Origin of the sequence: Parabacteroides hominis, from assembly GCF_014287585.1 — a bacterium.
GTDB lineage: Bacteria > Bacteroidota > Bacteroidia > Bacteroidales > Tannerellaceae > Parabacteroides > Parabacteroides hominis.
Genome location: NZ_JACOOJ010000030.1, coordinates 25,834 through 48,426, shown reverse-complemented (window position 1 = coordinate 48,426; position 22,593 = coordinate 25,834). Strand labels below are relative to the sequence as shown.

Here is a 22,593-nt window from a genome sequence, read left to right as displayed (position 1 = left end):
CAAAATATTTACTTTAATTTGTGACTTGATATAGGATACATTTATCCTTTTCTTAAATGCGATTGAATATGAAGGACACTCACGAAGCTAATTTGCCTGTTGAAGAAAACGGCAAATTGGAAGAAACTAAAGCTCCGGAAACAACACCGGAAAACACGGCGGAAGAAGTTGTAACAAACGAAACACCGGATGTCGAAGTTGCAGCAGAAGAAACATCTGAAGCAGAAGTCAAAACAGACGAAGCTGCGGCAGGTGAAGAGACTGTTGCGGCTGCGGGGAAATTGTCGAAAGAAGAAATTCTGGAGAAACTGACCGGTTTGGTCGGAGCGGCAGCAGACGCGACGCGCAACGAGGTGGAAGCACTCAAACAGGCTTATTACAAACTCCACCGGAGCGAAGTGGACGAATTGAAGAAAGCATTCCTTACTGCCGGTGGCGAAGAAAAGGATTTTGTTGCCCCCGAAGATGAAACAGAAAACAAGATCAAAGAACTGCTCAACGTCTACAAAGAAAAACGAGCTGCTATCCTTGCCGAAGAAGAACGGGTTAAGGCAGCCAATTATGCGTTGAAACTCCAACTGATCGACCAGCTGAAAGTTCTGACCGAAAGCCAGGAAGATTTCAACAAACTATATAACGACTTCAAAGACATCCAGCAGAGATGGAAAGAAGTGAAAGCCGTTCCACAGGAGCATGTCAGCGAACTGTGGAAGAACTATCAGATATATAGCGAGAAGTTCTATGACATCATCAAGATAAACAACCAGTTCCGCGATTACGACTTCAAGAAGAACCTGGAGATGAAAACGGCTCTTTGCGAAACCGTTGAGAAACTGCAAACAGAACCGGATGTCGTATCCGCTTTCCACCAACTTCAGAAACTGCACCAGCAATGGCGCGAGATCGGGCCGGTAGCGAAAGACCTGCGCGAAGACCTGTGGACCCGCTTCAAAACAGCCTCCACGCTCATCAACAAACGCCACCAGGAACATTTCGAAGGCCTGAAAGCGAAAGAGCAGGAAAACCTGGAAGCGAAGACTGCGATCTGCGAACAGATAGAAAACATCGATTATGCCGCCCTGAAGTCATTCAGAGATTGGGAAGAAAAGAACAAGGAAGTAATTGCCTTGCAGGACAAATGGAAAACAATCGGCTTCGCCCCGAAGAAATCGAACGTGAAGATATTCGAACGTTTCCGTGCTGCCTGCGACGTTTACTTCAACCGTAAAAGCGAATTCTACAAGAATATAAAGGACGGGATGGAAAAGAATCTCGAACTAAAAAAAGCCTTGTGTGAAAAAGCCGAAGCATTGAAAGACAGTACGGATTGGAAGAGCACGACCGAAAAGATGATCGCTTTACAAAAAGAATGGAAGACGATCGGCTCGGTAGCCCGCAAACATTCCGATGCAGTCTGGAAACGTTTCATCTCGGCTTGCGACTATTTCTTCGAACAAAAGAACAAGAATGTATCTTCGCAAAAGAGCGTGGAACAAACGAACCTAACAGCTAAAAAAGCTTTGATTGAAAAGATCAATGCAATCGACGAAGCTGACCACGACGAAGCACTCGCTACTCTGAAAGGATGTATGGCAGAATGGAATACGATCGGCCACGTTCCTTTCAAAGAGAAAGACCGGATTTACAAGGAGTATCACGAAGCAGTCGACAAACAGTTCGACCGCCTCAAAGTCGACCAGAACGACCGTAAGATGCAGACTTTCCGCAGTAACCTCAACGACATGAGCAGCGGCGAACGGGGCAAAGGCAAACTCTACGGCGAACGGGAAAAACTGATGCGCATGTACGAACGGATGAAGAACGAACTTCAAACTTACGAAAACAACATCGGGTTCCTGAGCATCTCCTCCAAAGGCGGCGGCGGCTTACTCAAAGAGATGGAACGCAAGATCGATAAACTAAAAGACGAAATGGCACTCATTATTAAAAAGATTGATGCCATCGACGAAAACCTCGAATAAAACGGCAAAATTCCGTAAATCGATCGATATATTTTAGGCACGGATTACACGGACTTACACGGAAAAGAAAAGAAATTGATCCGTGTAAATCCGTGTAATCCGTGTCTAAATCATATATATATTATATACATATAGCATGAAACCTAAAATACATTTCTTTAATCCAGGACACGAAACCGCCATACTACAAGGCTCTGAAAATTACACTCCGCCTGCAAACGTGCAAAGGATGATCAGGGAGTTATCCTATCTTCCTGCCTGGTACGCGGACCCGGAGGATTTTGTTTTTACGGAAGAGATCACTTCACCGCGTTTCTTCTCTTTACAACCAAAGGAGTTCAGGCCGTTTGCCAAGCTGATCTCCAGCAAGGAGATCGAAAAGCAGAAGGATAGCCTGCCCGAAATGCAGGCTGCTCCCTGGGGACTTTCTCCGCATAGCCATTCCCTTTTTGAAAAGCTCCGGAAAAGCGGCAACCTGAATCTTGCCATCCCTGAATGGAAAGAAGAATATACCCGGTTGACAAGCCGCCGGACAGCAGCCGAATGTCTGGATAAGATACGGGAACTTCTGCCTGACATGGATGTGCCGGTATCACCTAAATTCTGCAAAAAAGTGAGGGAAGTGGAAAAATACCTGATCCTCCAGAATGCTCCTTTCGTGTTGAAGACTCCCTATTCGTCTTCCGGCAGGGGCTTGCTCTGGTTGCCGGAACGCAAATTGACCGCAAAAGACCGTGCCTGGATCGAAGGGGCGCTGAATAAGCAGGGATGTGTCAGCATAGAATGCGCACTGAACAAATACCAGGATTTCGCGATGGAGTTTTATTCGGACGGGAACGGGAATATACGCTATGAAGGGCTTTCTGTATTCGGAGCAGAAAAGAAAGGGGCTTATTCCGGAAATGTATTGGGCGAACAGACGTATCTGGAAAGTTTCTTTGTTGAAAATTTCGGAGACAAATTCCAGCAATTGAAAGAAGCCGTCGGGGAGGCAATCCGGCAAATATATGGCAATATCTATACCGGTTACCTGGGCGTGGATATGTTGGTCTATCGCAGAAAAGCAGATGGCGAATTCGCCATACATCCCTGTATAGAAGTGAACATGCGCTATACAATGGGGATGGTAGCCTTGCGCATCAGCCAAAAATACCTGGCTCCTAAGGCACGGGGAGATATGAGTATCACATACGAAAGTAAACCGGGGGAAGCCTACGAACGCCACTGCTTCATGAAGAAGGCTTATCCGCTTGAAATGAAAGACGGGAAAATAAGAGAGGGTTACATTTCTCTTTGCCCGGTCACGAAAGAGACTAAATACAGGGCCTACATGCTGGTTTTCTGATTCTGATATTTGCAAGCCGTCTGTACACGGGTGTTTTCGTAGGAGGTTGTGACACAACCTCCTACGGGACCACCATTATTTACAGATTCCTCATCCATATTATACGCCGGAAATCCCCATTTATTCCCTTGTTATCCTAAATTATTCAGAATGTCGACCTTCCCTTCCTTTACCAGGCGGTAGATCATTTCGCCGAACAACGTGTTTACCCAGGCAAACCAGGAACGGGTGAAGTTGCCGGGATCATCCTTATGGAAAGATTCGTGCATGAAGCCTGTCCCGGCATCCGTATCGCGCAACATCTTGACGCATTTGCGGATTTCCTCATTATCGTGGGTCGTGTTGCAACGCATGATGATACTCATCGGCCAGATAAAATCGAAGCCGATATGCGGACCGCCAATGCCTTCGCCGGCTTTTCCCTGGAAGAAATAAGGATTCGCATCGCTAAGCACCAACTTGCGCGTGTTCAGATAAACCGGATCGTCCATATCCACACATCCCAGGTAAGGCAGCGCGAGCAAGCTCGGAACATTGGCATCGTCCATAAAAACATGATTGTGGAAACCATCGGCCTCGAATGCATATACCTTGCCATATTCCGGATGATTGACAATACCGTATTTCTCGACGGCAGCCGCGACTTCGTCCGCCAAAGAATCACAACGGCGGGCAAAATCATTATCGTTTTTGATCTCGCGCATCATCTCTGCCAACTGGCGGAGCGAAGTGATGGCGAACAGGTTCGACGGGATCAGGAAACCGAACAGCGTCGCGTCGTCCGACGGGCGGAAAGAAGATACGATCAGGCCGACCGGATTGACCGGGCTGCCCCAACCGTCGTTCAGCAAGGTGTCGCCCTGGCGGTCTGTCTTGCGTCTGAACTTATACGGACCGAGGTTGTCCTTGCGTTGCTGCTCGATAAATGTTTTGTAGATTGATTTCATCGCCTTATCCCATTCGGCATCGAAAGGAGAAGTGTCGCCTGTCTTCTTCCAGAAATGGTAAGCGAGGCGGATCGGGTAGCAGAGCGAATCGATTTCCCATTTGCGCTCGTGCAGTTCCGGTTTCATGTCCGTAAAGTCGCTTTCCCATTCGCTGCCTGTCGGGCCTTCGTTGAAACCGTTTGCATACGGGTCGATGTTGATGCACCAGGTCTGTCGGTTGATAACGCCGGCAAGCATGGTTTTCACCTTCGGATCGTCGTTGGCAAACTGTATATGTGGGAATACCTGGGCGGAAGAGTCGCGCAACCACATGGCGTGTATGTCGCCGGTCAGCACGAAAGTGTCGGGCTTGCCGTTTACCACCTTATGCTCGCAGGTCGTGTCCAACGTATTGGGGAAACAGTTCTCGAACATCCAGGCAAGCTTCGGGTCTTTCAGCATTGCTTTGGTGGTGGCGATTGCCTTTTCCACTGCTGCGGATGTGAACTGTCGTTTTTCCGGTGCAGGACGTTTGCACACGTATTGCATGGCGGAGGCCGTGCCGATCGCGCCGTTTTCCGTTTTTCCGGCCAGACGGGCGAATGAGTTCTGCCCCACCATCAGGCCAGCCAGCGAGAGGCCACCTGTTTTCAGAAAGTTTCTGCGTGTTGTCATCTTGTTTGCTATTTATTTGATGTTATTGATTTCGGAGAAGAGTTCGACCATGCAGGCATTGTCCAAAAGCCACTTGTGCTCTTTGGTCTTGACGCCCGTCCAGTCGTTGTCGAGGAAACCGTTCGTGTCGCGGGTATGATCCCAGGCATAGCGGGCGTTGTCTGCCATCGTCCGTATGTATGCGGCGTTATGGTCTACTTCGTAGAGAGCCGTCAGGCCGCGCAGCAGGATCACGTTGAACCACGGGCTGGCGGTGTAGAAACGTGTCTCGGTCCCGTCGGCGGCCTTGCGCACTTCGGTGAAGCGTTGGTAAGCGCCTCCGGCTGTTTCCTGCGCGTCTTTCAGGTAAGCTTCGTCGCCCGATTGCTGGTAGAGCAGGACGCCAGCCTGTATCATCTGTCCGCTGTTGTAAGTATATTTCGCCTTGTCCACGCTTCCGTCGAGGCGGACATTGTCCCAGTAAACAAAGTCTTCCGGATCGCGTAGGTTGCTTTTGGTCCAATCGTACGTTTTCTTTGCCTGTTCCAAGTAAGCGTTATCTTTTGTCAGATTATAAAGTTTCATGCAAAGCACGGCAGCCGGTGCATTGGAACAGGTGTTCTTGGATGTCTTCTTTTGCTCGCACCAGTAGATGCCGCCGCCTAACACATCGTCCCATCCGCTATATATATAGGAATAAAGCGCTTTCGCCTTTTCCAGATATTTCTCGTTTTTCGTCAGGGCATACAGGTCGCAGAAGTCGATTGCCAGCCAGTCGTTGTCATCATAAAAGCGGTCGCTCTCCCCGTTGAACATCGGATAGCTCTGGTAGCAGAACGGTTCGCGGGTGTTATCCCAATACCGTTCCAGCCCCGGCAGGATCCGTTCTTCCAGCACTTTCAGGTATTTCTCGTCTCCCGTTGTCTTGTAAAGCGCAATCCCACCCGACAGCATCCCGGAATAGGGCCATAGGAACGACACTTCCTGATTGCGTTTCTGTTCCGAACCTTCCGCCAGATACGTCACCTGGTTGTCGGGATTGGCCGGATAGGTTTCCTGCAGCAAGCCGTATTTCTCGACGTTGTACTTGTTCAGGATGTTGGTAAACATGGAGTCGGCGATCACAAGGTCGCGATCGGCAGAGGAGGATGCCGTCGAAGAATTACAAGACGTTCCCCACAGCAGGCAATTACAAAGAATAATCAGTAATGTCAATTGTTTCATGGTCTAATAGAATATTTTCTTCGCAAAGATACTATTTATTCTATATTGTCACTAAGTCTTGCCCTTACGAACTGAACGGAAGAGTCATTTTTGCATAAAGTCCTTCGAAAAAGAAGAGCTGACCTTGCCTCGTATCGAGTGGCATGTATTTAAGATTCCCCTTTGGGAAAAATAAATTTCCCCGGCGGGCAGTTGCTTGCCGACGATTGTCGGCAGGCCTGCTGACAATCATCGGCAAACTTGCTGACAATTGTGGGCAAACCTGTCGACAATTGTCGGCAGGCAACTTTCTGGTGCAGGAATTTGAATTCTCTGATGTCGAGGCTGAACAAATATTCATTAGCTTCTGTTCTTACATTGCTTTTACATAGACATTTTTGGCAATGCACATGGAGCTCGCACTCCCATAAGTGATGCAAATGTAATAAAAAAGTGTTGCCGTTTGCTGTTTGTGTGGTTAAAAGCATTACTTTTGTGGTTCATAATTAGTTGAAAAGAAAAAGAATGGATAAGATTAGTTACGCACTTGGCTTAAGTATCGGAAATAATTTCCAGAACTCAGGCATTAATAATCTTCAGGTAGAGGATTTTGTAAAAGGTTTGAAGGATGTGCTCAGCGGAGCAGAGCCGGAAATCAGTTACGATGAAGCAAAACAGGTTATGAACGATTACTTCATGAATCTTCAGAAAGAAAGACTGGAGCTTAATAAGAAAGCCGGAGAGGAATTCCTGAATATCAATAAAGGAAAGGCCGGAGTCGTTACGTTACCCAGCGGTTTGCAGTATCAGGTGTTGAAGCAAGGCGAAGGCGCCAAGCCGACTGCTTCCGACAAGGTAAAATGTCATTATCATGGTACATTGATCAACGGAACGGTATTCGACAGTTCTGTACAGCGTGGCGAACCCGCCGTGTTCGGGGTGTCGCAGGTGATCCAAGGATGGGTGGAAGCGTTGCAGTTGATGCCGGTAGGTTCCAAATGGCGCCTTTTCATCCCTTCGAACCTCGCTTACGGCGAGCATGGTGCGGGTGATGCGATCGAACCGAACAGCGCATTGGTTTTCGATGTTGAATTGTTGGACATAGTAAAATAACATAATAGAGAAAAATGAAAAAGATTAGTGTATTGGTTGCTACAGCGATTGTAGCTATGGGTATCACATCATGTGGTGATTCACACAAAAGCGCATCCCTGAAGACTGCCGCAGATAGCGTGAGCTATGCCATCGGTATCAGCACGGGTGCAGGTTACAAAGATAACTTGAAAACTCTGCCGGGCGATCCTGCTAACGTAGACGATCTGATCGCCGGTTTTGTGCAGGCTATCAAAGGCGATTCTTCCGCGATGAAGATGACTCCGCAGGCTGCTCAGGCTTATGTCCAGACTTACTTCATGGAAGCTTCTGCAAGAGATGCTAAAAAGACGAAAGAAGAAGGCGAAAAGTTCCTGGCTGAAAACAAAACAAAGAAAGACATTATCACGACTGAAAGCGGTTTGCAGTATCAGGTTGTAACGGAAGGCACAGGCGCTAAGCCGACTGCCGATGACAAAGTGAAAGTCCACTACACTGGCACTTTGTTGGACGGAACTAAATTCGATAGCACTATGGACCGTGGCGGCGAACCGGCTGAGTTCCCGGTTGGCGGCGTAATCAAAGGCTGGACGGAAATTCTGCAGTTGATGCCGGTAGGTTCTAAATATATCGTCTGGGTTCCTTCCGACTTGGCTTACGGCGAACGTGGCGCAGGACAGGATATCAAACCGAACAGCACACTGAAATTCGAAATCGAATTGCTGGACATCGTAAAAGATAAATAAGAGACAAACTGTCGTTTTATACGATATTAAGCGGGCGAAATATGTTAAATAGCATTTTTCGCCCGCTTTTATTATTTATTTCATACTTTTTTCTTTCACAATGATATAGTATTGAAATTAATTATATACTTTTGATACATTAAATCTAAAAAAGGAAAGTAAAGTAAGCAAGCAATGGAGAAGATAGACAAACTGGACCGGCAGATATTGAACATTATTTCAAAGAATGCCAGGATTCCTTTCAAGGATGTAGCCGAAGAATGTGGCGTTTCGCGCGCAGCTATTCATCAACGGGTACAACGCATGATTGATATGAATGTGATCGTTGGGTCAGGCTATCATATTAATCCGAAGATTTTAGGTTACAACACGTGCACTTATATCGGCGTCAAACTGGAACGCGGTTCGATGTACAAAGACGTGGTTCCTGAATTCGAGAAGATTCCGGAAGTGGTCGAATGTCATTTTACGACCGGGCCGTACACAATGCTGATCAAGTTATACGCACGCGACAATGAACACCTGATGGAGTTGCTGAATACACGGATACAGGAAATTCCGGGTGTGACCGCTACGGAAACGCTTATCTCTTTGCGTCAGAGTGTAAAACGTGAAATCCCTATTTGCGATATTTCCGAATAAGAAAAAATAGAACGTATGGGCCCGGCCTCGAATGAGTCGCCGGGCTTTTTTATATGCCATACAATTTATATTTTTGCAGAAAAAGATAATTGATGATTTATCGGTGTATTTATAGCAACAATGTCTTAGGGTTTACAGCCCTAAGACAAGTCTTGTGCCGCAAGTTCTCTTTTGCCGTCTGCTTCAGCAGACGGATAGATGATTGTTCCGGCTTTGCCGGTTCCTTTGTGGGTTTTAACCCCTTTAAATAGAATATATGGAAAGGGACTGAAGTCCACAGAGGAAGAAGCTTTGCCTCCAGACCTTTTTAACCGTCTGCTGAAGCAGACGGCAAAAGAGAGCCTGCGGCACGTGCCGCAGCCTTGTCTGTTTGCTTACCCATAAATCATCATTTACCCAATAACAATAATAACAATGTCAAAATATCTGTCAATACTGTTTCTCTGTTGTCTTCCGGCCTGGCTATGGGCTGGGGAGAATTATCGCTTTCGCGTCTATCTGAAAGACAAGGGGGACGACGGTTACCGGGTGGAGGAACCGGAAGCCTATCTTTCCAAAGAGGCGATCGAGCGGAGAACGAAAAATGACATTGCCGTGACGGATGCCGACTTCCCCATATCCCGGTCGTATATCGACATGCTGTCTGAAACAGGTGCGACCCCGGTCGTACAAAGCAAGTGGTTTGCGACCGTCGTGGTGGAAAGCCCCGACAGTGCGGTGGCCGAACAATTGCAACAGTTGGCAATTGTCGATTCCGTCAAGTGGATATGGAAAGGGAACCTGCGGGTCCCGGCTGAGGAAAAGGGAGAAGACCGTTTCGTGCCGGAGGATGAACCTCTGCATAATAAATACGGTTATGCTCATAAACAGATCAAGATGCTGAACGGGACTAAATTGCATGAAGCCGGTTTCCGGGGCGAAGGAATGCGGGTGGCAGTGATCGATGCCGGTTTTATGAATGCGGACCGGATGGCGGCTTTCGATTCGCTCAGGTTGTTAGGAACGCATAATGTCGTTTTTCCCGGTAAAAGCGTGTTTGTCGGGGATGACCACGGGACGAAAGTCCTCTCCTGCCTCGCTGCCGATGTTCCGGGTGTGATGGTCGGGACCGCTCCGAAAGCCTCTTACCTGCTACTTAAGAGCGAGGACAGCGATTCCGAATACCCGGTTGAGGAAGACTATTGGACTGCCGCAGTCGAATATGCGGACAGTGCCGGTGTGGACGTGATCTCTTCGTCGCTCGGATATTTTGCTTTTGATGCGGATGAGTTGTCGTACGACCAGGCAGCCCTGGATGGCAAGACCGCCATGATCAGCCGGGCGGCTAACCTGGCTGCCGAAAAAGGGATACTCGTATTTTGCAGTGCCGGTAATGAAGGGAACGGCGATTGGGAAAAGATCACCTTTCCATCGGATGCTGCCGGGATCTTTACGGTCGGTGCGATAGATGAAGATAAAAAGAAAAGCGGTTTCAGCTCCGTAGGCTTTACGGCTGACGGGCGCGTGAAACCGGATGCCGTAGCGTTGGGTACGAGCAGTTGCGTGATAGGTCCGGGCGGCAGTGTCAGGTATGCGAACGGGACCTCTTTTGCCACGCCTATCCTTGCCGGGATGGGAGTTTGCCTCTGGCAATCACTGCCTTGGTTGAATAACAGGGAGGTGATCGAACTGCTGCATCGTTCGTCCAACCAATATAAACATCCGGATACGGAGTTAGGATACGGCATTCCCGATTTCTATAAAGCGTATAAAAAGGAAAGGAAAAATGGGGTACGGACAAAATAATAAGAATCAGGAGCGGCAGGAGTTCTCTTTGCTGGAGCTGAATAATCGGGTGAAAGGGGCTGTCCTGAATGCATTCCCCGAGACGTGCTGGGTGCGTGCCGAGATGAGCGACGTGCGTACGAATGCTGCGTCCGGGCACTGTTATCTGGAGTTTATCGAGAAGAACGCGATAACCGGCCAGTTGGTGGCAAAAGCGCGCGGTTCCATCTGGGCAAAGACTTTCCGGATGTTGAAGCCTTATTTTGAGATGGAAACCGGGCAGATGTTTGCCTCCGGCCTGAAAGTGCTGGTGAAAGTGTCGATCGAGTTTCACGAACTTTACGGGTATAGCCTGACCGTGCTGGATATCGATCCGGCCTATACGTTGGGAGACATGATCCGGAAACGGATGGAAATCATCCGGCAATTGAAGGAAGAGGGCGTTTTCACGCTGAATAAGGAATTGCCGTTGCCAACGTTGCCGAAGCGGATCGCTGTCATCACTTCGCCAACGGCTGCCGGATACGAAGACTTCATTAACCAGTTGGCAAACAACAAGGCCGGCTATCCTTTCTATCCGAAACTGTTTCCGGCTCTTATGCAGGGCGAACGGACGGAAGAGTCCGTGATTGCGGCATTGGACCGGGTGTACCGCTATGCCGACTGTTTCGATGTGGTCGTGATTATCCGGGGCGGTGGCGCTACTTCGGACCTGAATAGTTTCGATTCCTATCTCTTGGCAGCAAATTGCGCACAATTCCCGCTTCCTATTATAACCGGTATCGGGCACGAACGGGATGATACGATCCTGGATATGGTTGCCCACACGCGGATGAAAACGCCGACGGCCGTAGCCGAGTTCCTGGTCGGGCAGATGGACAAAGCTGCCGGGGAGGTGGAAGAGTTGCAACAGGACGTTTGTTCGTTGGCAACCGATATCCTGTCCAGGCAAAAGAACCTCCTTCAGTTGTTGGGAAGCCGCCTTCCTGTCCTGGCGGTAAACCGGATCGAACGGAATCGTTCGCTGCTCCAACGGATAGGCATGCAATTACCGGCGAATGCCCATGCATTTCTGAAGCTACAGGCATCGAAGTTGGATGCGATGCAAGTGCGTTTGGCAAATCGCGCGGAAGCCTGTTTGGCAGAGCGGAACCGCTTTGTCCAGTTGACCGAACAGTTCATCAAGATGGCTTCTCCCGACTATGTATTGAAGCGGGGCTACAGCTTGACGTTAAAGGACGGCAAGATTATTAAACAGGCCGCCGGATTGGAGGCCGGCGAGGAGTTGGTAACCCGTTTTGCGGACGGTGAAGTACACTCGACAGTCCTTGCAGTAAATAAATCATAAATCAAAAATCATAAATCCCATCATGGCAGAAACATATAATGAAGCAGTAGAGAAACTCCGTAAGATCGTCGCCGACATAGAGAACGGCGATCTGGATGTTGACATTCTTTCTGAAAAGGTAAAGGAAGCGACCCGCTTGATCAAATTGTGTAAGGAAAAACTTTACAAGGCCGACGAAGAGGTCAAGAAAGTATTGGAGGAACTGGAGTAATGAAGAAATATGTGCTGATTGTCGCCGGAGGCCGCGGGCTGCGCATGGGAGGCGACTTGCCGAAGCAGTTTATCCCGATGGAAGGAAAGCCTGTCCTGATGCATACGTTGGAGGCTTTTCACCGTTGGGATGCGTCTGCCGGTTTGATCCTGGTGCTCCCGGAAGATCACCAACCTTATTGGAAGATGCTTTGCCGGGAGATCGGTTGTAAGGTTCCGCATCGGATTGCAAACGGAGGCGAAACGCGTTTCCATTCTGTTCGCAACGGATTGAATTTCCTTTCGGATGAGATTGGAAATGCAGCCGGAAGGGATGAAAAGATACTGGTGGCTGTGCATGACGGGGTACGGCCTTTTGTCGCACCTGAAGTTGTCGAGCAATGTTTTGCCGAGGCCGAAGCGTCGGGAGCTGCTATCCCGGTCGTGCCTGTGGTCGATTCTCTCCGCGAGTTTTCCGGCGAGTCCAGTCATCCGGTCGACCGTTCACGTTATCAGGCGGTGCAAACCCCGCAGGTTTTCGATTATGATTTGCTTTTGAAAGCATACGAACAACCTTACTCAGAGTTTTTTACCGACGACGCTTCGGTTGTGGAGGCTTTCGGACATACGGTCAGGACTGTTCCGGGAAACCGGGAAAACATAAAGATTACGACTCCGTTCGATCTGTTGGTGGCAAAGGCGTTACTCGTAAAATAAATATTCGTATATGCTCGATCTCGACAAACGTTCAATCATGTATCTGCCGGGCGTTGGCCCGAAAAAGGCGGAAATATTGCAGAAGGAAGCCGGCATTTCTTCGTATGAAGACTTGCTGTTCTACTTTCCGTACAAATACATTGACCGGAGTCGTTTCTACAAGGTTGCGGAAGTGACCGGGGATATGCCTTATATACAGTTGAAGGGGCGCATCTTGTTTTTCGATACGGTAGGCGAAGGACGTACACGACGGTTGATCGGGAAATTTACGGACGGGACGGGCACGATCGACCTGGTTTGGTTCAAAGGGATCAACTATGTGTTGGACAAGATCAAGACCGGCGTCGATTATATCGTGTTTGGCAAACCGACCGAGTTCGGGCATATCTATAATATTCCCCACCCGGATATAGACTCTCTGGACCAGGCGGATAAGGTTGCCAACGGCTTGACTCCGTTCTATAATACGTCTGAGAAGATGAAGAAGTCGTTCCTCAATTCACGGGCGATCCAGAATTTGCAGTACACTTTGTTGAGCGGTTTGAACTGGACGCTGCCTGAAACGCTCTCTCCGGGTATCTTGAGCCGTATCCGGATGATGTCGTTTCCGGAAGCGATACGGAATGTGCATTTCCCCGAATCGGTCGATAAATTGCGGAAAGCGCAATTGCGCCTGAAGTTTGACGAGTTGTTTTTCATCCAGCTTAATATTCTCCGTACTTCCAACCTGCGCAAGTTGAAGTTGAAAGGGATTGTCTTTCCTTCCGTCGGAGACTATTTCAATACGTTCTATAAAGAATATCTGCCTTTCGAGCTGACGAATGCGCAGAAACGCGTTGTCCGTGAGATTCGTGCCGATATGGGAAGCGGACGGCAGATGAACCGTCTTCTGCAGGGAGATGTGGGAAGCGGGAAGACATTGGTGGCTTTGCTCTCCATGCTGTTGGCGGTAGATAACCATTGCCAGGCCTGCATGATGGCGCCGACGGAGATACTGGCGACTCAGCATTATGCGACAGTCATGGGTTTCCTGAAAGATATGGATATAAAAGTAGCCCTGCTGACCGGCTCGACGAAAAAGAAGGAACGGAATAAGATATTGCCGGCTATCGCGAGCGGTGAAATCCAGATCGTGATCGGGACGCATGCGCTGATCGAAGAGACGGTCGTCTTTTCCTCTCTCGGTCTGGCGATTATAGACGAACAGCACCGCTTCGGAGTGGAACAGCGTTCCCGCCTGTGGACGAAAAATGCGGTCGTCCCGCATGTCTTAGTGATGACCGCGACGCCTATCCCCCGGACGCTTGCCATGACGTTATACGGCGATCTGGATGTCTCGGTGATCGATGAGTTGCCACCCGGACGTAAACCGATCCAGACCGTGCACCGCTATGATAATAAGAAAGCGCAACTTTACGACTTTCTCCGTAAGGAGATCGAACAGGGCCGGCAGATCTATGTCGTTTATCCTTTGATCGAAGGCAGCGAGAAGCTGGATTACAAGAATCTGGAAGAAGGTTTCGAGACATTCAAAGAAGTTTTCCCGGAATATAAAGTATGTATGGTTCACGGAAAGATGAAAGCGGCCGACAAAGATGCGGAAATGCAGAAGTTTATTTCCGGCGAGGCTCAGATATTGATGGCAACGACTGTGATAGAAGTTGGCGTGAACGTGCCGAACGCTTCCGTGATGGTCATCGAAAGCGCCGAACGTTTCGGCCTTTCCCAGTTGCATCAGCTTCGTGGCAGGGTGGGACGTGGAGCGGAGCAGTCATATTGTGTGCTTGTCTCTTCCTATAAGCTGAGCAACGAGACACGCAAACGTCTCGAAATAATGGTGAGCAGCAACAACGGTTTTGAGATCGCCGAGGCCGATCTGCGCCTGCGCGGTCATGGTGACCTGGAAGGAACACGCCAGAGTGGAGAGGGAATAGACCTTAAGATCGCAAACCTGGCAGCCGATGGACAAATCCTTCAGTATGCACGTGATATAGCACAGGATGTTTTGAACGAAGATCCCGATTTATTATCCGAACCTAACCGGATATTGAACGAACGGCTGAAAACTCTCTTTGCAAAGAAGGTAAACTGGGGAATGATCAGTTAATATGTTGTGAAACATGTTTTGTTTTAATTACATGTAAATCAAAGGGTAAAAAGTTTGGTTTTGCTTTTCTTCGGTTTCATTGCGGAAATTTTTCGTTATTGGATTTTGCCGGCTTATCCAAAATTACGAACTTTGACGAGATGACGATGAAATAAACCATTCTATATCATGATTTTTCATCGTGGATTACTGTTGAAAGTGATAAAAATAATGAAGATACGAGCATTACTATTTATTTGTTGTACCACTATTTTGGTATCAGCCGTCGAGGCTAAAGCACAAGAAGACAAAGAGGCTCCGAAGCAAGTTGTATATATTAAGAAGATGGATAAACGTGTCTCCGAATTGATGGCAGACCGTGTAGGCATCCGGAAAAATATGGAATTGAAGGAGCTTGCTACCATTAATGAAAGGGCGATGGAAGCGAAAGAGGATTTGATGTTTCCCGCTGATGAATTATACGGTTCCAACTGGGAAAACCAGTGGGTCGATCCGTTCCGTGGAACTACTGCAAAGGTAAATTTCCCGGATTCGTTTGCAATCGATTGTTCTTCTTTTGTTTATCCGATAGCCATCGATTCGATGGCAAGAATTACTTCCAAATATGGTCCGCGCCGTCGTCGTATGCACCGGGGTATCGACTTGAAAGTTTTAATCGGCGATACGATCCGCGCAGCATTTGACGGTAAAGTTCGTATTAAGAACTTTGAACGCCGTGGATATGGCAATTATTTGGTAATCCGCCATCCGAACGGGCTTGAAACCGTATACGGACATTTATCCAAGGCCCTTGTGCAACCGAACGATATCGTTCATGCCGGTGATCCGATCGCTTTAGGCGGTAACACGGGACGTTCTACCGGTTCTCATCTTCATTTTGAAACCCGCTTCTTAGGACAGGCTATTAATCCGGCTGAAATTATAGATTTCGAAAATGGTGTTCCTCACCAGGATACTTATGTTTTCCATAACGTAAAGATCAACGGGCGCAGAAGCAATATCTATACCTCTTCTTCCGACCGGATGGTTTACCATCGTGTGAAATCAGGTGATACGTTAGGCAAGATTGCCCGGATATACGGAACCAGCGTGAATGAATTGTGCCGTCTGAACGGATTGAAAGGCACGTCTGTTTTGCGAATCGGACAGTCTATTCGTTGCAGTGCCGGTGCGGTCACGTCTTCTAAAGGCGGGAAGTCGAAACCGACTGCTTCTGCAAGCGTAAAGCAAACAGTGAAGACAACCGTTGCGGCCGATGCTGCAGCAGTCGCTTCAATCAACCAGGCTTCCAAAGCCGGGCAGCAAGAGGCTACCCCTGTTTACCATCGCGTGAAATCAGGTGACACGTTGGGCGCCATTGCCGCTAAATATGGTACGACAGTCTCAAAGCTATGTGAATTGAATGGAATTACAAAAACTACAATTCTGAAATTGGGTCGTGCGCTTCGTTGTTCATAATTAAGATTTAGTAAATACGATAATAAAGGGCTGTCCGTTGTGTACGGATGGCTCTTTTTATTTCCGGCTAAAGTAGCCTCTCTTTTGGTCAGGTATGGATTTATCCGTATCTTTGTACGGATGTAAATGCTAAGAAAGTATGGCTGATACGAAGGAACAATTCGAGAAAGTAATATCCCAATGCCGGGAACTGTTTGAAAAGAAGTTGAAAGATTACGGTCCCTCGTGGCGGATCATGCGTCCGCAGTCGCTGACCGACCAGATATTTATTAAAGCAAACCGGATTCGCAGCCTTGAGATAAAAGGTGTGAGCATGGTGGATGAAGGTATCCGTCCTGAGTTTGTCGCAATCGTGAACTATGGGGTTATCGGCCTGATACAATTGGCAAAAGGATTTGCCGATACGACTGATATAAGCAATGAAGAGGCGCTGGCCTTGTACGATAAATACATCACGGAAACCAAAGAACTGATGTATGCGAAGAACCATGATTACGGTGAGGCATGGCGCGGCATGCGTATCAGTTCCTATACGGATCTGATCCTGATGAAACTCTATCGTACGAAGCAGATCGAGAGCCACGGAGGCAAGACGATCGTGTCCGAAGGCGTCGATGCCAACTATATGGACATGATCAACTATGCTTTATTCGGCCTGATCAAGCTGGAATATGGTGAAGAAGCAGTTGATAATTGAAAGATAAAAGTTGAAAGTTAAGTGAAGAGTAAAGATGCCGTTTTAAAGATATTGGCAGAATTGTGCCGCTTGCTGATCGGGGTTGTATTTATCTTCTCCGGCTTTGTCAAGGCGGTCGATCCGGTGGGAGGGGCGATCAAGATCGGTGAATACCTGGCTTCCTTCGGACTGGATATGCTGCAACCTTTTACGGTACTGTTGTCTTTCAACCTTTCGGCAATCGAGTTTGCGCTCGGTGTCTGCATGTTGTTGGGGGTGTACCGACGGTATGTATCTTTCCTTGTCTTGGTGTTTATGGCGTTTATGACGCCGCTTACCTTATATCTGGCCCTTTTCGATCCCGTATCGGATTGCGGCTGTTTCGGGGACGCGCTGGTGATCTCCAATTGGGAAACGTTCTTTAAAAATATCATACTCTCTCTTGCCGCTATTGTTACGTTTATTTATAACCAGCGTTTGTTCCAGTGCTTTACCTTCCGGGTGTATTGGTTTGTCGCTTTGTATGCCTACCTGTTCGGTGTCGGTTTCGCTTATTATAATTACAATCACCTGCCTGTAATCGATTTCCGTCCGTATAAGATCGGTGCGAATATACCGCAGTTGATGGAGATGCCCGAAGGGGCTCCGCAGGATGAATACAAGTACACGTTCGTGTATGAAAAAGACGGCGTGAAGAAAGAGTTCTCGCTTGAAGACTATCCGGCAAACGATAGTAGCTGGACGTTCGTGGATTCGAAAACGGAATTGGTCAAGAAAGGCTATCAGCCTCCTGTTGCCGCTTTCAATATTTACAATGGAGAGGGCGATGATGTGACGGACGAAATCATCGGAAATCCCGGCCCTGTTTTGCTGCTTGTCGCTCCGAAGCTGGAAGAGGCGGACGACGAGCAAATGGATGAGATCAACGGCGTGTATGATTATGCACTCGAACATGATATCCCGTTCTATTGCGTGACGGGCTCTTCGCCGGAAGCGATCGATGCCTGGAGCGACAATACCGGAGCCGAATATCCTTTCCGGATGGCCGACGAAGTGCTGCTTAAGACGATTATCCGTTCCAACCCCGGCCTGGTGCTGCTGAAAGGCGGTACGATACTGGGTAAATGGCATTACAACGATATTCCGGCTGAGGAAGATGTCAAGGCGGTTATGGATCGCTGCTTAGACGAGAGCAATATAAAAAGTAAAGAAGATGGGGCCCTCGCAACCAACCTATTGACTTTTACCGTACCTTTGCTGCTCGTTTGGATGTATGACCTGCTGCGTTTCAGGCGCAAACGGAAAGAAAAGAAATAACTATTTGTATTACATATTTAATTAATTAAGTCATGAGAAAGAATATTGTTGCAGGAAACTGGAAGATGAACACTACCCTTCCTGAAGGTCTTGCTTTGGCAAAAGGCTTGGACGAAGCTCTTAAAGGTAAAACTCCTAACTGTGATGTGATCATCGGTACTCCGTTCACTCACTTGGCAAGCGTTGCTGCTGCTATCGACACGAATAAGATCGGTGTTGCTGCTGAAAACTGCGCAGACAAGGAAAAAGGAGCTTACACCGGCGAAGTTTCTGCTGCTATGGTTGCTTCTACAGGTGCAAAATATGTGATCTTAGGCCACTCTGAAAGACGTGCTTACTATCACGAAACTCCGGAAATCCTGAAAACAAAGGTTGAATTGGCTCTGGCTAACGGTCTGACTCCGATCTTCTGTATCGGTGAAGTTCTGGAAGAAAGAGAAGCCGGCAAGCATTTCGAAGTTGTAGATGCTCAGATCAAGGGATCTTTGTTCGACCTGTCTGCTGAAGACTTCGCTAAGATCGTTCTGGCTTACGAACCGGTTTGGGCTATTGGTACAGGTAAAACTGCTACATCCGACCAGGCTGAAGAAATCCACGCTCATATCCGTGCCACTCTGGCTGCTAAATATGGTCAGGAAATTGCCGACAACTGCACAATCCTTTACGGTGGTAGCTGTAACGCAGGCAACGCTAAGGAATTGTTCTCCAAACCGAATGTAGACGGTGGTCTGATCGGTGGCGCTTCTCTGGCTGTCGATAAGTTCATGCCGATTATTGAAGCATTTGATAAATAAGTTGAAAGATGAAAGGTAAAAGGTGAAGGTTGTTTCGGCTTTCAGCCGATTCGTGATTTTCACTCTTTTACCTTTCAATTTTCAACTTTCAATTTTCAACTGATATGAAACGACTATCTTGTATCCTTTCTTTATGTATGTTGCTTGGCGCATCTGCTTTGTCTGCTCAGACGGCTGGCGATGGACAGGCGGAAGACATCATTGACGCCTTGCAGGAAAGAGTTCCCGGAAAAGGGACTGTTGTGGTGCGCGGGCCGGATGCTCTTCGTAACATGCTCGGTAAACGTTTGCATGGCGAGGGGGTGGAAAAGACTGATAGCACAGCCTTTCTGAAAATACAAGGCTATCGTACACAAGTGTTTTCCGGTAATAACCAGCGTAAATCTAAAGATGAAGCTTTCCGGAAAGAAAAAGAAATTAAGGAACTTTTCCCTGATGTCCCGACTTATGTGACGTACAATGCTCCGTTCTGGCGTCTGCGTATCGGTGATTTTCGTTCACACGAAGAGGCTTTTCACATGCAACGTCTCCTGATGGATGCATTCCCGGCCTATAAGAAAGAAATGTACATCGTAAGGGAAGAAGTAAAAATCCCATTGAATTGAAATGAGTGAAGAAGTAAACGAGAAGACTTTGCTGGCCCGCGAAGAACTGGCCGGCCATTATAAAAGTATTATCAATCTGCTTGGTGAAGATGTAGACCGTGAAGGTCTGTTGAAAACGCCCGAACGTGTAGCCAAGGCTATGCAGTTCCTGACCAAAGGGTATCGTGAAGACCCGGCTGCCGTGCTTCGCGGCGCCATGTTCAAGGAAGAAGACTACAAACAGATGGTGATTGTAAAGGATATCGATTTCTTTTCTCTTTGTGAGCATCACATGTTGCCCTTCTTCGGAAAGGCCCATGTCGCCTATATCCCTAAAAAATATATTACAGGGTTGAGCAAGATTCCCCGTGTCGTGGATATCTTCGCCCGCCGTCTTCAGATCCAGGAACGATTGACCATGCAGATCAAAGACTGCATTCAGGAAACACTCGATCCGTTAGGCGTGATGGTCGTGATCGAGGCACAACATATGTGTATGCAGATGCGTGGTGTCGAGAAACAAAACTCCCTGACCACGACCTCCGACTTCACCGGATTCTTCCAGCAAGCCAAAACGCGCGAAGAATTTATGAATCTGATCAAACATAACCGGTAATACCCTGGTCACACCCGTTTGTATTTTCCAGAGTACTTTTTCTTCTTTTATCGTGTAATATTATCTCTTTGCATGCGACTAATAAGATAAAACGATGAGAGAATGAAAGCTACTCAACAACAGGAAAAAGAGTTCATCGCACTTGTGGAGGAATACAAACAGGTCATTTACAAGGTCTGCTATGTCTATGCGACGGATGCCGACCACCTGAATGACCTTTATCAGGAAGTCGTGATCAATTTGTGGAAAGCTTACCCTCGCTTCCGGGGCGATTGTAAGTCGTCTACCTGGGTCTATCGTATAGGCCTGAATACCTGTATTTCCTTTTTCCGCCGTTCGAAACGAAGACCTGAAGTGGTCCCGATCTCAGTCGATCTGGAAGCATTTGCAGAGGACAGCGACAAGACGGCCCAACTCCGTGAACTCTATCGGATGATCAACAAACTCGGCCAGCTCGAACGTGCACTGATTCTGCTTTGGCTTGAGGAAAGGAGCTATCAGGAGATAGCCGAGATCATCGGTATTTCCAAGAACAACGTGGCAGTCAAACTCAATCGTATTCGTGAGAAATTAAAAGCAATGTCGAATAGTTAAAAGTTACGGATATGGAATTGGAAGAATTAAAAGCGGGCTGGAGTATTTTGAATGAACAGCTTGCAAAGAGCGAAATGTTGAACAAAAGGATCATCAAAGAGATGATAACCAACCGGACACAATCGGCTTATGAACGGCTGTTCCGTTTTGATTTGTTCGGATTGATACTGGTGTTGGGGATTTGTGTCATGTTTCCCGTATTGGCTGCTACTGGTAAAATAGTCTTGAAGCCGCTCTCCTTCGCTTTGCTGGAAGGCTCTATAGTTATCGGCTTTTTTATGCAACTTTTTTTCATTTCTCTCCTTCTCCGGTTCGATATGGAGAAAAAGAAAATCTACGAACTGACTAAATTGGTATTAGCCTATAAGCTATGGATGAAGAGGAACACAGTTATTGGTTCCTGGATTGGCATGGCGGCCCTTATCGCGTTCCTGTTCATCGAAAAAACCCAGCTTGTCGGTAACTGGGAAGTCCGTTTGGCAGGAGTGTTTATATTGGCTTCCGTCATAATGTTTTTTCAAACCCGTTTTTACCTGAAAAATATTTGTGCAATAGAGAAAGGCCTGGCTGAATTGAAGGAGTTCGAAGAAGAACCGGATCAGAACAGGTCGGTATGAGTGCCGGTGTCGGTCATAACCAAGATAAGCTCCGTATCGTTTTGTTGCCATATCAAGAGCCAATCGCCTTTGATATGGCATTCCCATAACCCTTCATAGCTTCCGCTAAGTTTATGCGGACGGTAGCGTTCGGGAAGGGTTCCGGTTGCTTGCAATAGGTCGATTACTTCTTGCAGTAAAGTTAGGTTGTACCCTCTTTTTTTACAGGTTTTAAGGTCTTTCTTAAAACTGTTAGCATATTCTAGTTCGTACCTCATCCTAATATTTGTTTGAACATATCTTCTGCATTTTTAGCTTTATGCACCCGTCCAGCCTTGATATCGTCCAAACCCTTTTGGATTCCTGATTTCTTCTTGCCGATACTCCAACCAAACTTCTTTGCCAGTTCTTTCAGCAAAGCCATATCCATTTCCGGAAGAGATAGTTCTACTTTTTTGATAGCTGTGTCCATATTCTTAAGTATTTAATATATTGTATAGACAAAGTTAGTGAATTTCTTTGTATCAGCAAATTAAAGTCAATTAAACCGTTTACCTGCATATTCTGTCCACTTTATTCTGTGTCATATTTGGGGCTGTCAAATTTTAATGCGGGATACCCTATCCTTTTTATCCCCTAAACCTGGGGGATATGTTGTATAAATGGTATTGTTTTGTTCTGTAACCCATATATTTTGGAAAATTGTGGACATTTTTTCTTGTCGATTCGGAAAACATATAGGGTATCGGCAATTCCCAAAAAGCCGTCAGTCTCTCTTTTGCCGTCTGCTGAAGCAGACGGTTTAAAAGATTTAGAGGCAAAGCCTCTTCCTCTGTGGACTTCAGGCCCTTTTCATAATTTATTATATTTAAAGGGTTTAAAAACCCACAGAGGAACCGGCAAAGCCGGAATAATCATCTCCGTCTGCTGAAGCAGACGGCAAAAGAGAGCCTGCGGTATGAGGAAAGCCTCGTCTTAGGGCTGCCCGACAGGACATGAACCACAATGATAGATTAAAAAAACAACTATCATAAATCAGCTGTTTAACCATCATCTTAGCCGTTTTATCCGAAATAGATGCTCTCCGAAAGTGTTAAAAGCGGAACGTTTCCAGGAAAGCATAAACCTTTTCTGCCGGGACAAGGTACTTTTTAAACAAAAAGACGTTAGATTTTTCCTCAAAATGACCGTATCAGGGCCATTTACACCTCCATCTGGAGGGTCTTGAGACCCGGGTCTGCAG

The 22,593-nt window shown here is 47.4% G+C and carries 22 protein-coding genes; 18 read left to right on the top strand and 4 right to left on the bottom strand.

Translation table 11 applies throughout. The features are described 5' to 3' along the window. The first annotated feature begins 68 nt into the window (after nucleotides 1-68). Nucleotides 69-1,982: a DUF349 domain-containing protein gene (locus tag H8S65_RS15075; protein WP_186930729.1), complete on the top strand. Its 1,914-nt coding sequence runs from the start codon at nucleotides 69-71 to the stop codon at nucleotides 1,980-1,982. A gap of 136 nt (nucleotides 1,983-2,118) precedes the next feature. Continuing rightward, nucleotides 2,119-3,327, top strand: a complete 1,209-nt coding sequence (locus H8S65_RS15070; RefSeq protein WP_186930728.1) for a hypothetical protein — start codon at nucleotides 2,119-2,121, stop codon at nucleotides 3,325-3,327. Between the two features lie 131 nt (nucleotides 3,328-3,458). Here H8S65_RS15070 and H8S65_RS15065 read toward each other — a convergent pair whose 3' ends face one another. Continuing rightward, nucleotides 3,459-4,928: a glycoside hydrolase family 125 protein gene (locus H8S65_RS15065; RefSeq protein WP_186930727.1), complete on the bottom strand. Its 1,470-nt coding sequence runs from the start codon at nucleotides 4,926-4,928 to the stop codon at nucleotides 3,459-3,461. A 12-nt stretch (nucleotides 4,929-4,940) separates the two neighbouring features. Next, nucleotides 4,941-6,131 (bottom strand): glycoside hydrolase family 76 protein, encoded by a 1,191-nt coding sequence (locus tag H8S65_RS15060; RefSeq protein WP_186930726.1) that lies wholly within the window; start codon nucleotides 6,129-6,131, stop codon nucleotides 4,941-4,943. Between the two features lie 504 nt (nucleotides 6,132-6,635). On the opposite strand from H8S65_RS15060, the gene bamJ (H8S65_RS15055) reads away from it, so the two are divergent. The 16 genes from bamJ (H8S65_RS15055) (at nucleotide 6,636) to H8S65_RS14980 (ending at nucleotide 21,371) form a co-directional block, all read left to right on the top strand. Further along, the gene (gene bamJ / locus H8S65_RS15055; protein ID WP_186930725.1) at nucleotides 6,636-7,223 is read left to right on the top strand and encodes a BamJ family beta-barrel-assembly machinery protein; all 588 of its coding nucleotides are present in this window, start codon (nucleotides 6,636-6,638) and stop codon (nucleotides 7,221-7,223) included. Nucleotides 7,224-7,237: 14 nt separating this feature from the next. Next, nucleotides 7,238-7,948, top strand: coding sequence for a BamJ family beta-barrel-assembly machinery protein (gene bamJ, locus H8S65_RS15050; protein WP_186930724.1), 711 nt, complete (start codon nucleotides 7,238-7,240; stop codon nucleotides 7,946-7,948). A gap of 174 nt (nucleotides 7,949-8,122) precedes the next feature. Further along, a complete protein-coding gene (locus H8S65_RS15045; protein WP_186930723.1) occupies nucleotides 8,123-8,590 on the top strand; it encodes an Lrp/AsnC family transcriptional regulator in 468 nt (155 codons plus the stop codon). Nucleotides 8,591-9,004: 414 nt separating this feature from the next. Beyond that, nucleotides 9,005-10,375, top strand: coding sequence for a S8 family peptidase (locus H8S65_RS15040; RefSeq protein ID WP_186930722.1), 1,371 nt, complete (start codon nucleotides 9,005-9,007; stop codon nucleotides 10,373-10,375). Continuing rightward, nucleotides 10,356-11,702 (top strand): exodeoxyribonuclease VII large subunit, encoded by a 1,347-nt coding sequence (gene xseA / locus H8S65_RS15035; protein WP_186930721.1) that lies wholly within the window; start codon nucleotides 10,356-10,358, stop codon nucleotides 11,700-11,702. Before H8S65_RS15040 ends, xseA begins: the two co-directional genes overlap by 20 nt. Nucleotides 11,703-11,724: 22 nt before the next feature. Then, complete coding sequence (xseB, locus tag H8S65_RS15030) at nucleotides 11,725-11,913, top strand: exodeoxyribonuclease VII small subunit (RefSeq protein ID WP_005640546.1); 189 nt, start codon at nucleotides 11,725-11,727, stop codon at nucleotides 11,911-11,913. After that, entirely contained in the window at nucleotides 11,913-12,608 is a 696-nt protein-coding gene (locus tag H8S65_RS15025) for a 2-C-methyl-D-erythritol 4-phosphate cytidylyltransferase (protein ID WP_186930720.1), read from the top strand. The genes xseB and H8S65_RS15025 overlap by 1 nt, the downstream gene beginning before the upstream one ends. A 10-nt stretch (nucleotides 12,609-12,618) precedes the next feature. Then, complete coding sequence (gene recG, locus H8S65_RS15020; RefSeq protein WP_186930719.1) at nucleotides 12,619-14,715, top strand: ATP-dependent DNA helicase RecG; 2,097 nt, start codon at nucleotides 12,619-12,621, stop codon at nucleotides 14,713-14,715. 210 nt (nucleotides 14,716-14,925) lie between these two features. After that, nucleotides 14,926-16,173, top strand: coding sequence for a peptidoglycan DD-metalloendopeptidase family protein (locus H8S65_RS15015; protein ID WP_186930718.1), 1,248 nt, complete (start codon nucleotides 14,926-14,928; stop codon nucleotides 16,171-16,173). A gap of 139 nt (nucleotides 16,174-16,312) precedes the next feature. After that, the gene (locus H8S65_RS15010) at nucleotides 16,313-16,870 is read left to right on the top strand and encodes a DUF1599 domain-containing protein (RefSeq protein ID WP_186930717.1); all 558 of its coding nucleotides are present in this window, start codon (nucleotides 16,313-16,315) and stop codon (nucleotides 16,868-16,870) included. A gap of 21 nt (nucleotides 16,871-16,891) precedes the next feature. Continuing rightward, the gene (locus H8S65_RS15005) at nucleotides 16,892-18,166 is read left to right on the top strand and encodes a BT_3928 family protein (protein ID WP_186930716.1); all 1,275 of its coding nucleotides are present in this window, start codon (nucleotides 16,892-16,894) and stop codon (nucleotides 18,164-18,166) included. A gap of 32 nt (nucleotides 18,167-18,198) precedes the next feature. After that, complete coding sequence (gene tpiA / locus H8S65_RS15000) at nucleotides 18,199-18,960, top strand: triose-phosphate isomerase (RefSeq protein ID WP_186930715.1); 762 nt, start codon at nucleotides 18,199-18,201, stop codon at nucleotides 18,958-18,960. 104 nt (nucleotides 18,961-19,064) lie between these two features. Then, on the top strand, nucleotides 19,065-19,565 hold the full coding sequence (locus H8S65_RS14995; RefSeq protein ID WP_186930714.1) for an SPOR domain-containing protein: 501 nt from the start codon (nucleotides 19,065-19,067) through the stop codon (nucleotides 19,563-19,565). A gap of 1 nt (nucleotide 19,566) precedes the next feature. Further along, nucleotides 19,567-20,160, top strand: a complete 594-nt coding sequence (gene folE, locus H8S65_RS14990; protein WP_186930713.1) for a GTP cyclohydrolase I FolE — start codon at nucleotides 19,567-19,569, stop codon at nucleotides 20,158-20,160. A 102-nt stretch (nucleotides 20,161-20,262) separates the two neighbouring features. Continuing rightward, nucleotides 20,263-20,754: an RNA polymerase sigma factor gene (locus H8S65_RS14985; protein ID WP_186930712.1), complete on the top strand. Its 492-nt coding sequence runs from the start codon at nucleotides 20,263-20,265 to the stop codon at nucleotides 20,752-20,754. 11 nt (nucleotides 20,755-20,765) lie between these two features. Next, entirely contained in the window at nucleotides 20,766-21,371 is a 606-nt protein-coding gene (locus H8S65_RS14980; protein ID WP_186930711.1) for a hypothetical protein, read from the top strand. Here H8S65_RS14980 and H8S65_RS14975 read toward each other — a convergent pair. Further along, nucleotides 21,353-21,628: a type II toxin-antitoxin system YafQ family toxin gene (locus tag H8S65_RS14975; protein WP_186930710.1), complete on the bottom strand. Its 276-nt coding sequence runs from the start codon at nucleotides 21,626-21,628 to the stop codon at nucleotides 21,353-21,355. The two genes, H8S65_RS14980 and H8S65_RS14975, sit on opposite strands and share 19 nt — an antisense overlap. Continuing rightward, entirely contained in the window at nucleotides 21,625-21,822 is a 198-nt protein-coding gene (locus H8S65_RS14970) for a hypothetical protein (RefSeq protein WP_186930709.1), read from the bottom strand. The genes H8S65_RS14975 and H8S65_RS14970 overlap by 4 nt, the downstream gene beginning before the upstream one ends. Between the last annotated feature and the right edge of the window lie 771 nt (nucleotides 21,823-22,593).

Coding starts and splice junctions, on each gene's coding strand:
- H8S65_RS15075 (WP_186930729.1), top strand. CDS start 69: ATGAAGGACACTCACGAAGCTAATTTGCCTGTTGAAGAAAACGGCAAA.
- H8S65_RS15070 (WP_186930728.1), top strand. CDS start 2,119: ATGAAACCTAAAATACATTTCTTTAATCCAGGACACGAAACCGCCATA.
- H8S65_RS15065 (WP_186930727.1), bottom strand. CDS start 4,928: ATGACAACACGCAGAAACTTTCTGAAAACAGGTGGCCTCTCGCTGGCT.
- H8S65_RS15060 (WP_186930726.1), bottom strand. CDS start 6,131: ATGAAACAATTGACATTACTGATTATTCTTTGTAATTGCCTGCTGTGG.
- bamJ (WP_186930725.1), top strand. CDS start 6,636: ATGGATAAGATTAGTTACGCACTTGGCTTAAGTATCGGAAATAATTTC.
- bamJ (WP_186930724.1), top strand. CDS start 7,238: ATGAAAAAGATTAGTGTATTGGTTGCTACAGCGATTGTAGCTATGGGT.
- H8S65_RS15045 (WP_186930723.1), top strand. CDS start 8,123: ATGGAGAAGATAGACAAACTGGACCGGCAGATATTGAACATTATTTCA.
- H8S65_RS15040 (WP_186930722.1), top strand. CDS start 9,005: ATGTCAAAATATCTGTCAATACTGTTTCTCTGTTGTCTTCCGGCCTGG.
- xseA (WP_186930721.1), top strand. CDS start 10,356: ATGGGGTACGGACAAAATAATAAGAATCAGGAGCGGCAGGAGTTCTCT.
- xseB (WP_005640546.1), top strand. CDS start 11,725: ATGGCAGAAACATATAATGAAGCAGTAGAGAAACTCCGTAAGATCGTC.
- H8S65_RS15025 (WP_186930720.1), top strand. CDS start 11,913: ATGAAGAAATATGTGCTGATTGTCGCCGGAGGCCGCGGGCTGCGCATG.
- recG (WP_186930719.1), top strand. CDS start 12,619: ATGCTCGATCTCGACAAACGTTCAATCATGTATCTGCCGGGCGTTGGC.
- H8S65_RS15015 (WP_186930718.1), top strand. CDS start 14,926: ATGAAGATACGAGCATTACTATTTATTTGTTGTACCACTATTTTGGTA.
- H8S65_RS15010 (WP_186930717.1), top strand. CDS start 16,313: ATGGCTGATACGAAGGAACAATTCGAGAAAGTAATATCCCAATGCCGG.
- tpiA (WP_186930715.1), top strand. CDS start 18,199: ATGAGAAAGAATATTGTTGCAGGAAACTGGAAGATGAACACTACCCTT.
- H8S65_RS14995 (WP_186930714.1), top strand. CDS start 19,065: ATGAAACGACTATCTTGTATCCTTTCTTTATGTATGTTGCTTGGCGCA.
- folE (WP_186930713.1), top strand. CDS start 19,567: ATGAGTGAAGAAGTAAACGAGAAGACTTTGCTGGCCCGCGAAGAACTG.
- H8S65_RS14985 (WP_186930712.1), top strand. CDS start 20,263: ATGAAAGCTACTCAACAACAGGAAAAAGAGTTCATCGCACTTGTGGAG.
- H8S65_RS14980 (WP_186930711.1), top strand. CDS start 20,766: ATGGAATTGGAAGAATTAAAAGCGGGCTGGAGTATTTTGAATGAACAG.
- H8S65_RS14975 (WP_186930710.1), bottom strand. CDS start 21,628: ATGAGGTACGAACTAGAATATGCTAACAGTTTTAAGAAAGACCTTAAA.
- H8S65_RS14970 (WP_186930709.1), bottom strand. CDS start 21,822: ATGGACACAGCTATCAAAAAAGTAGAACTATCTCTTCCGGAAATGGAT.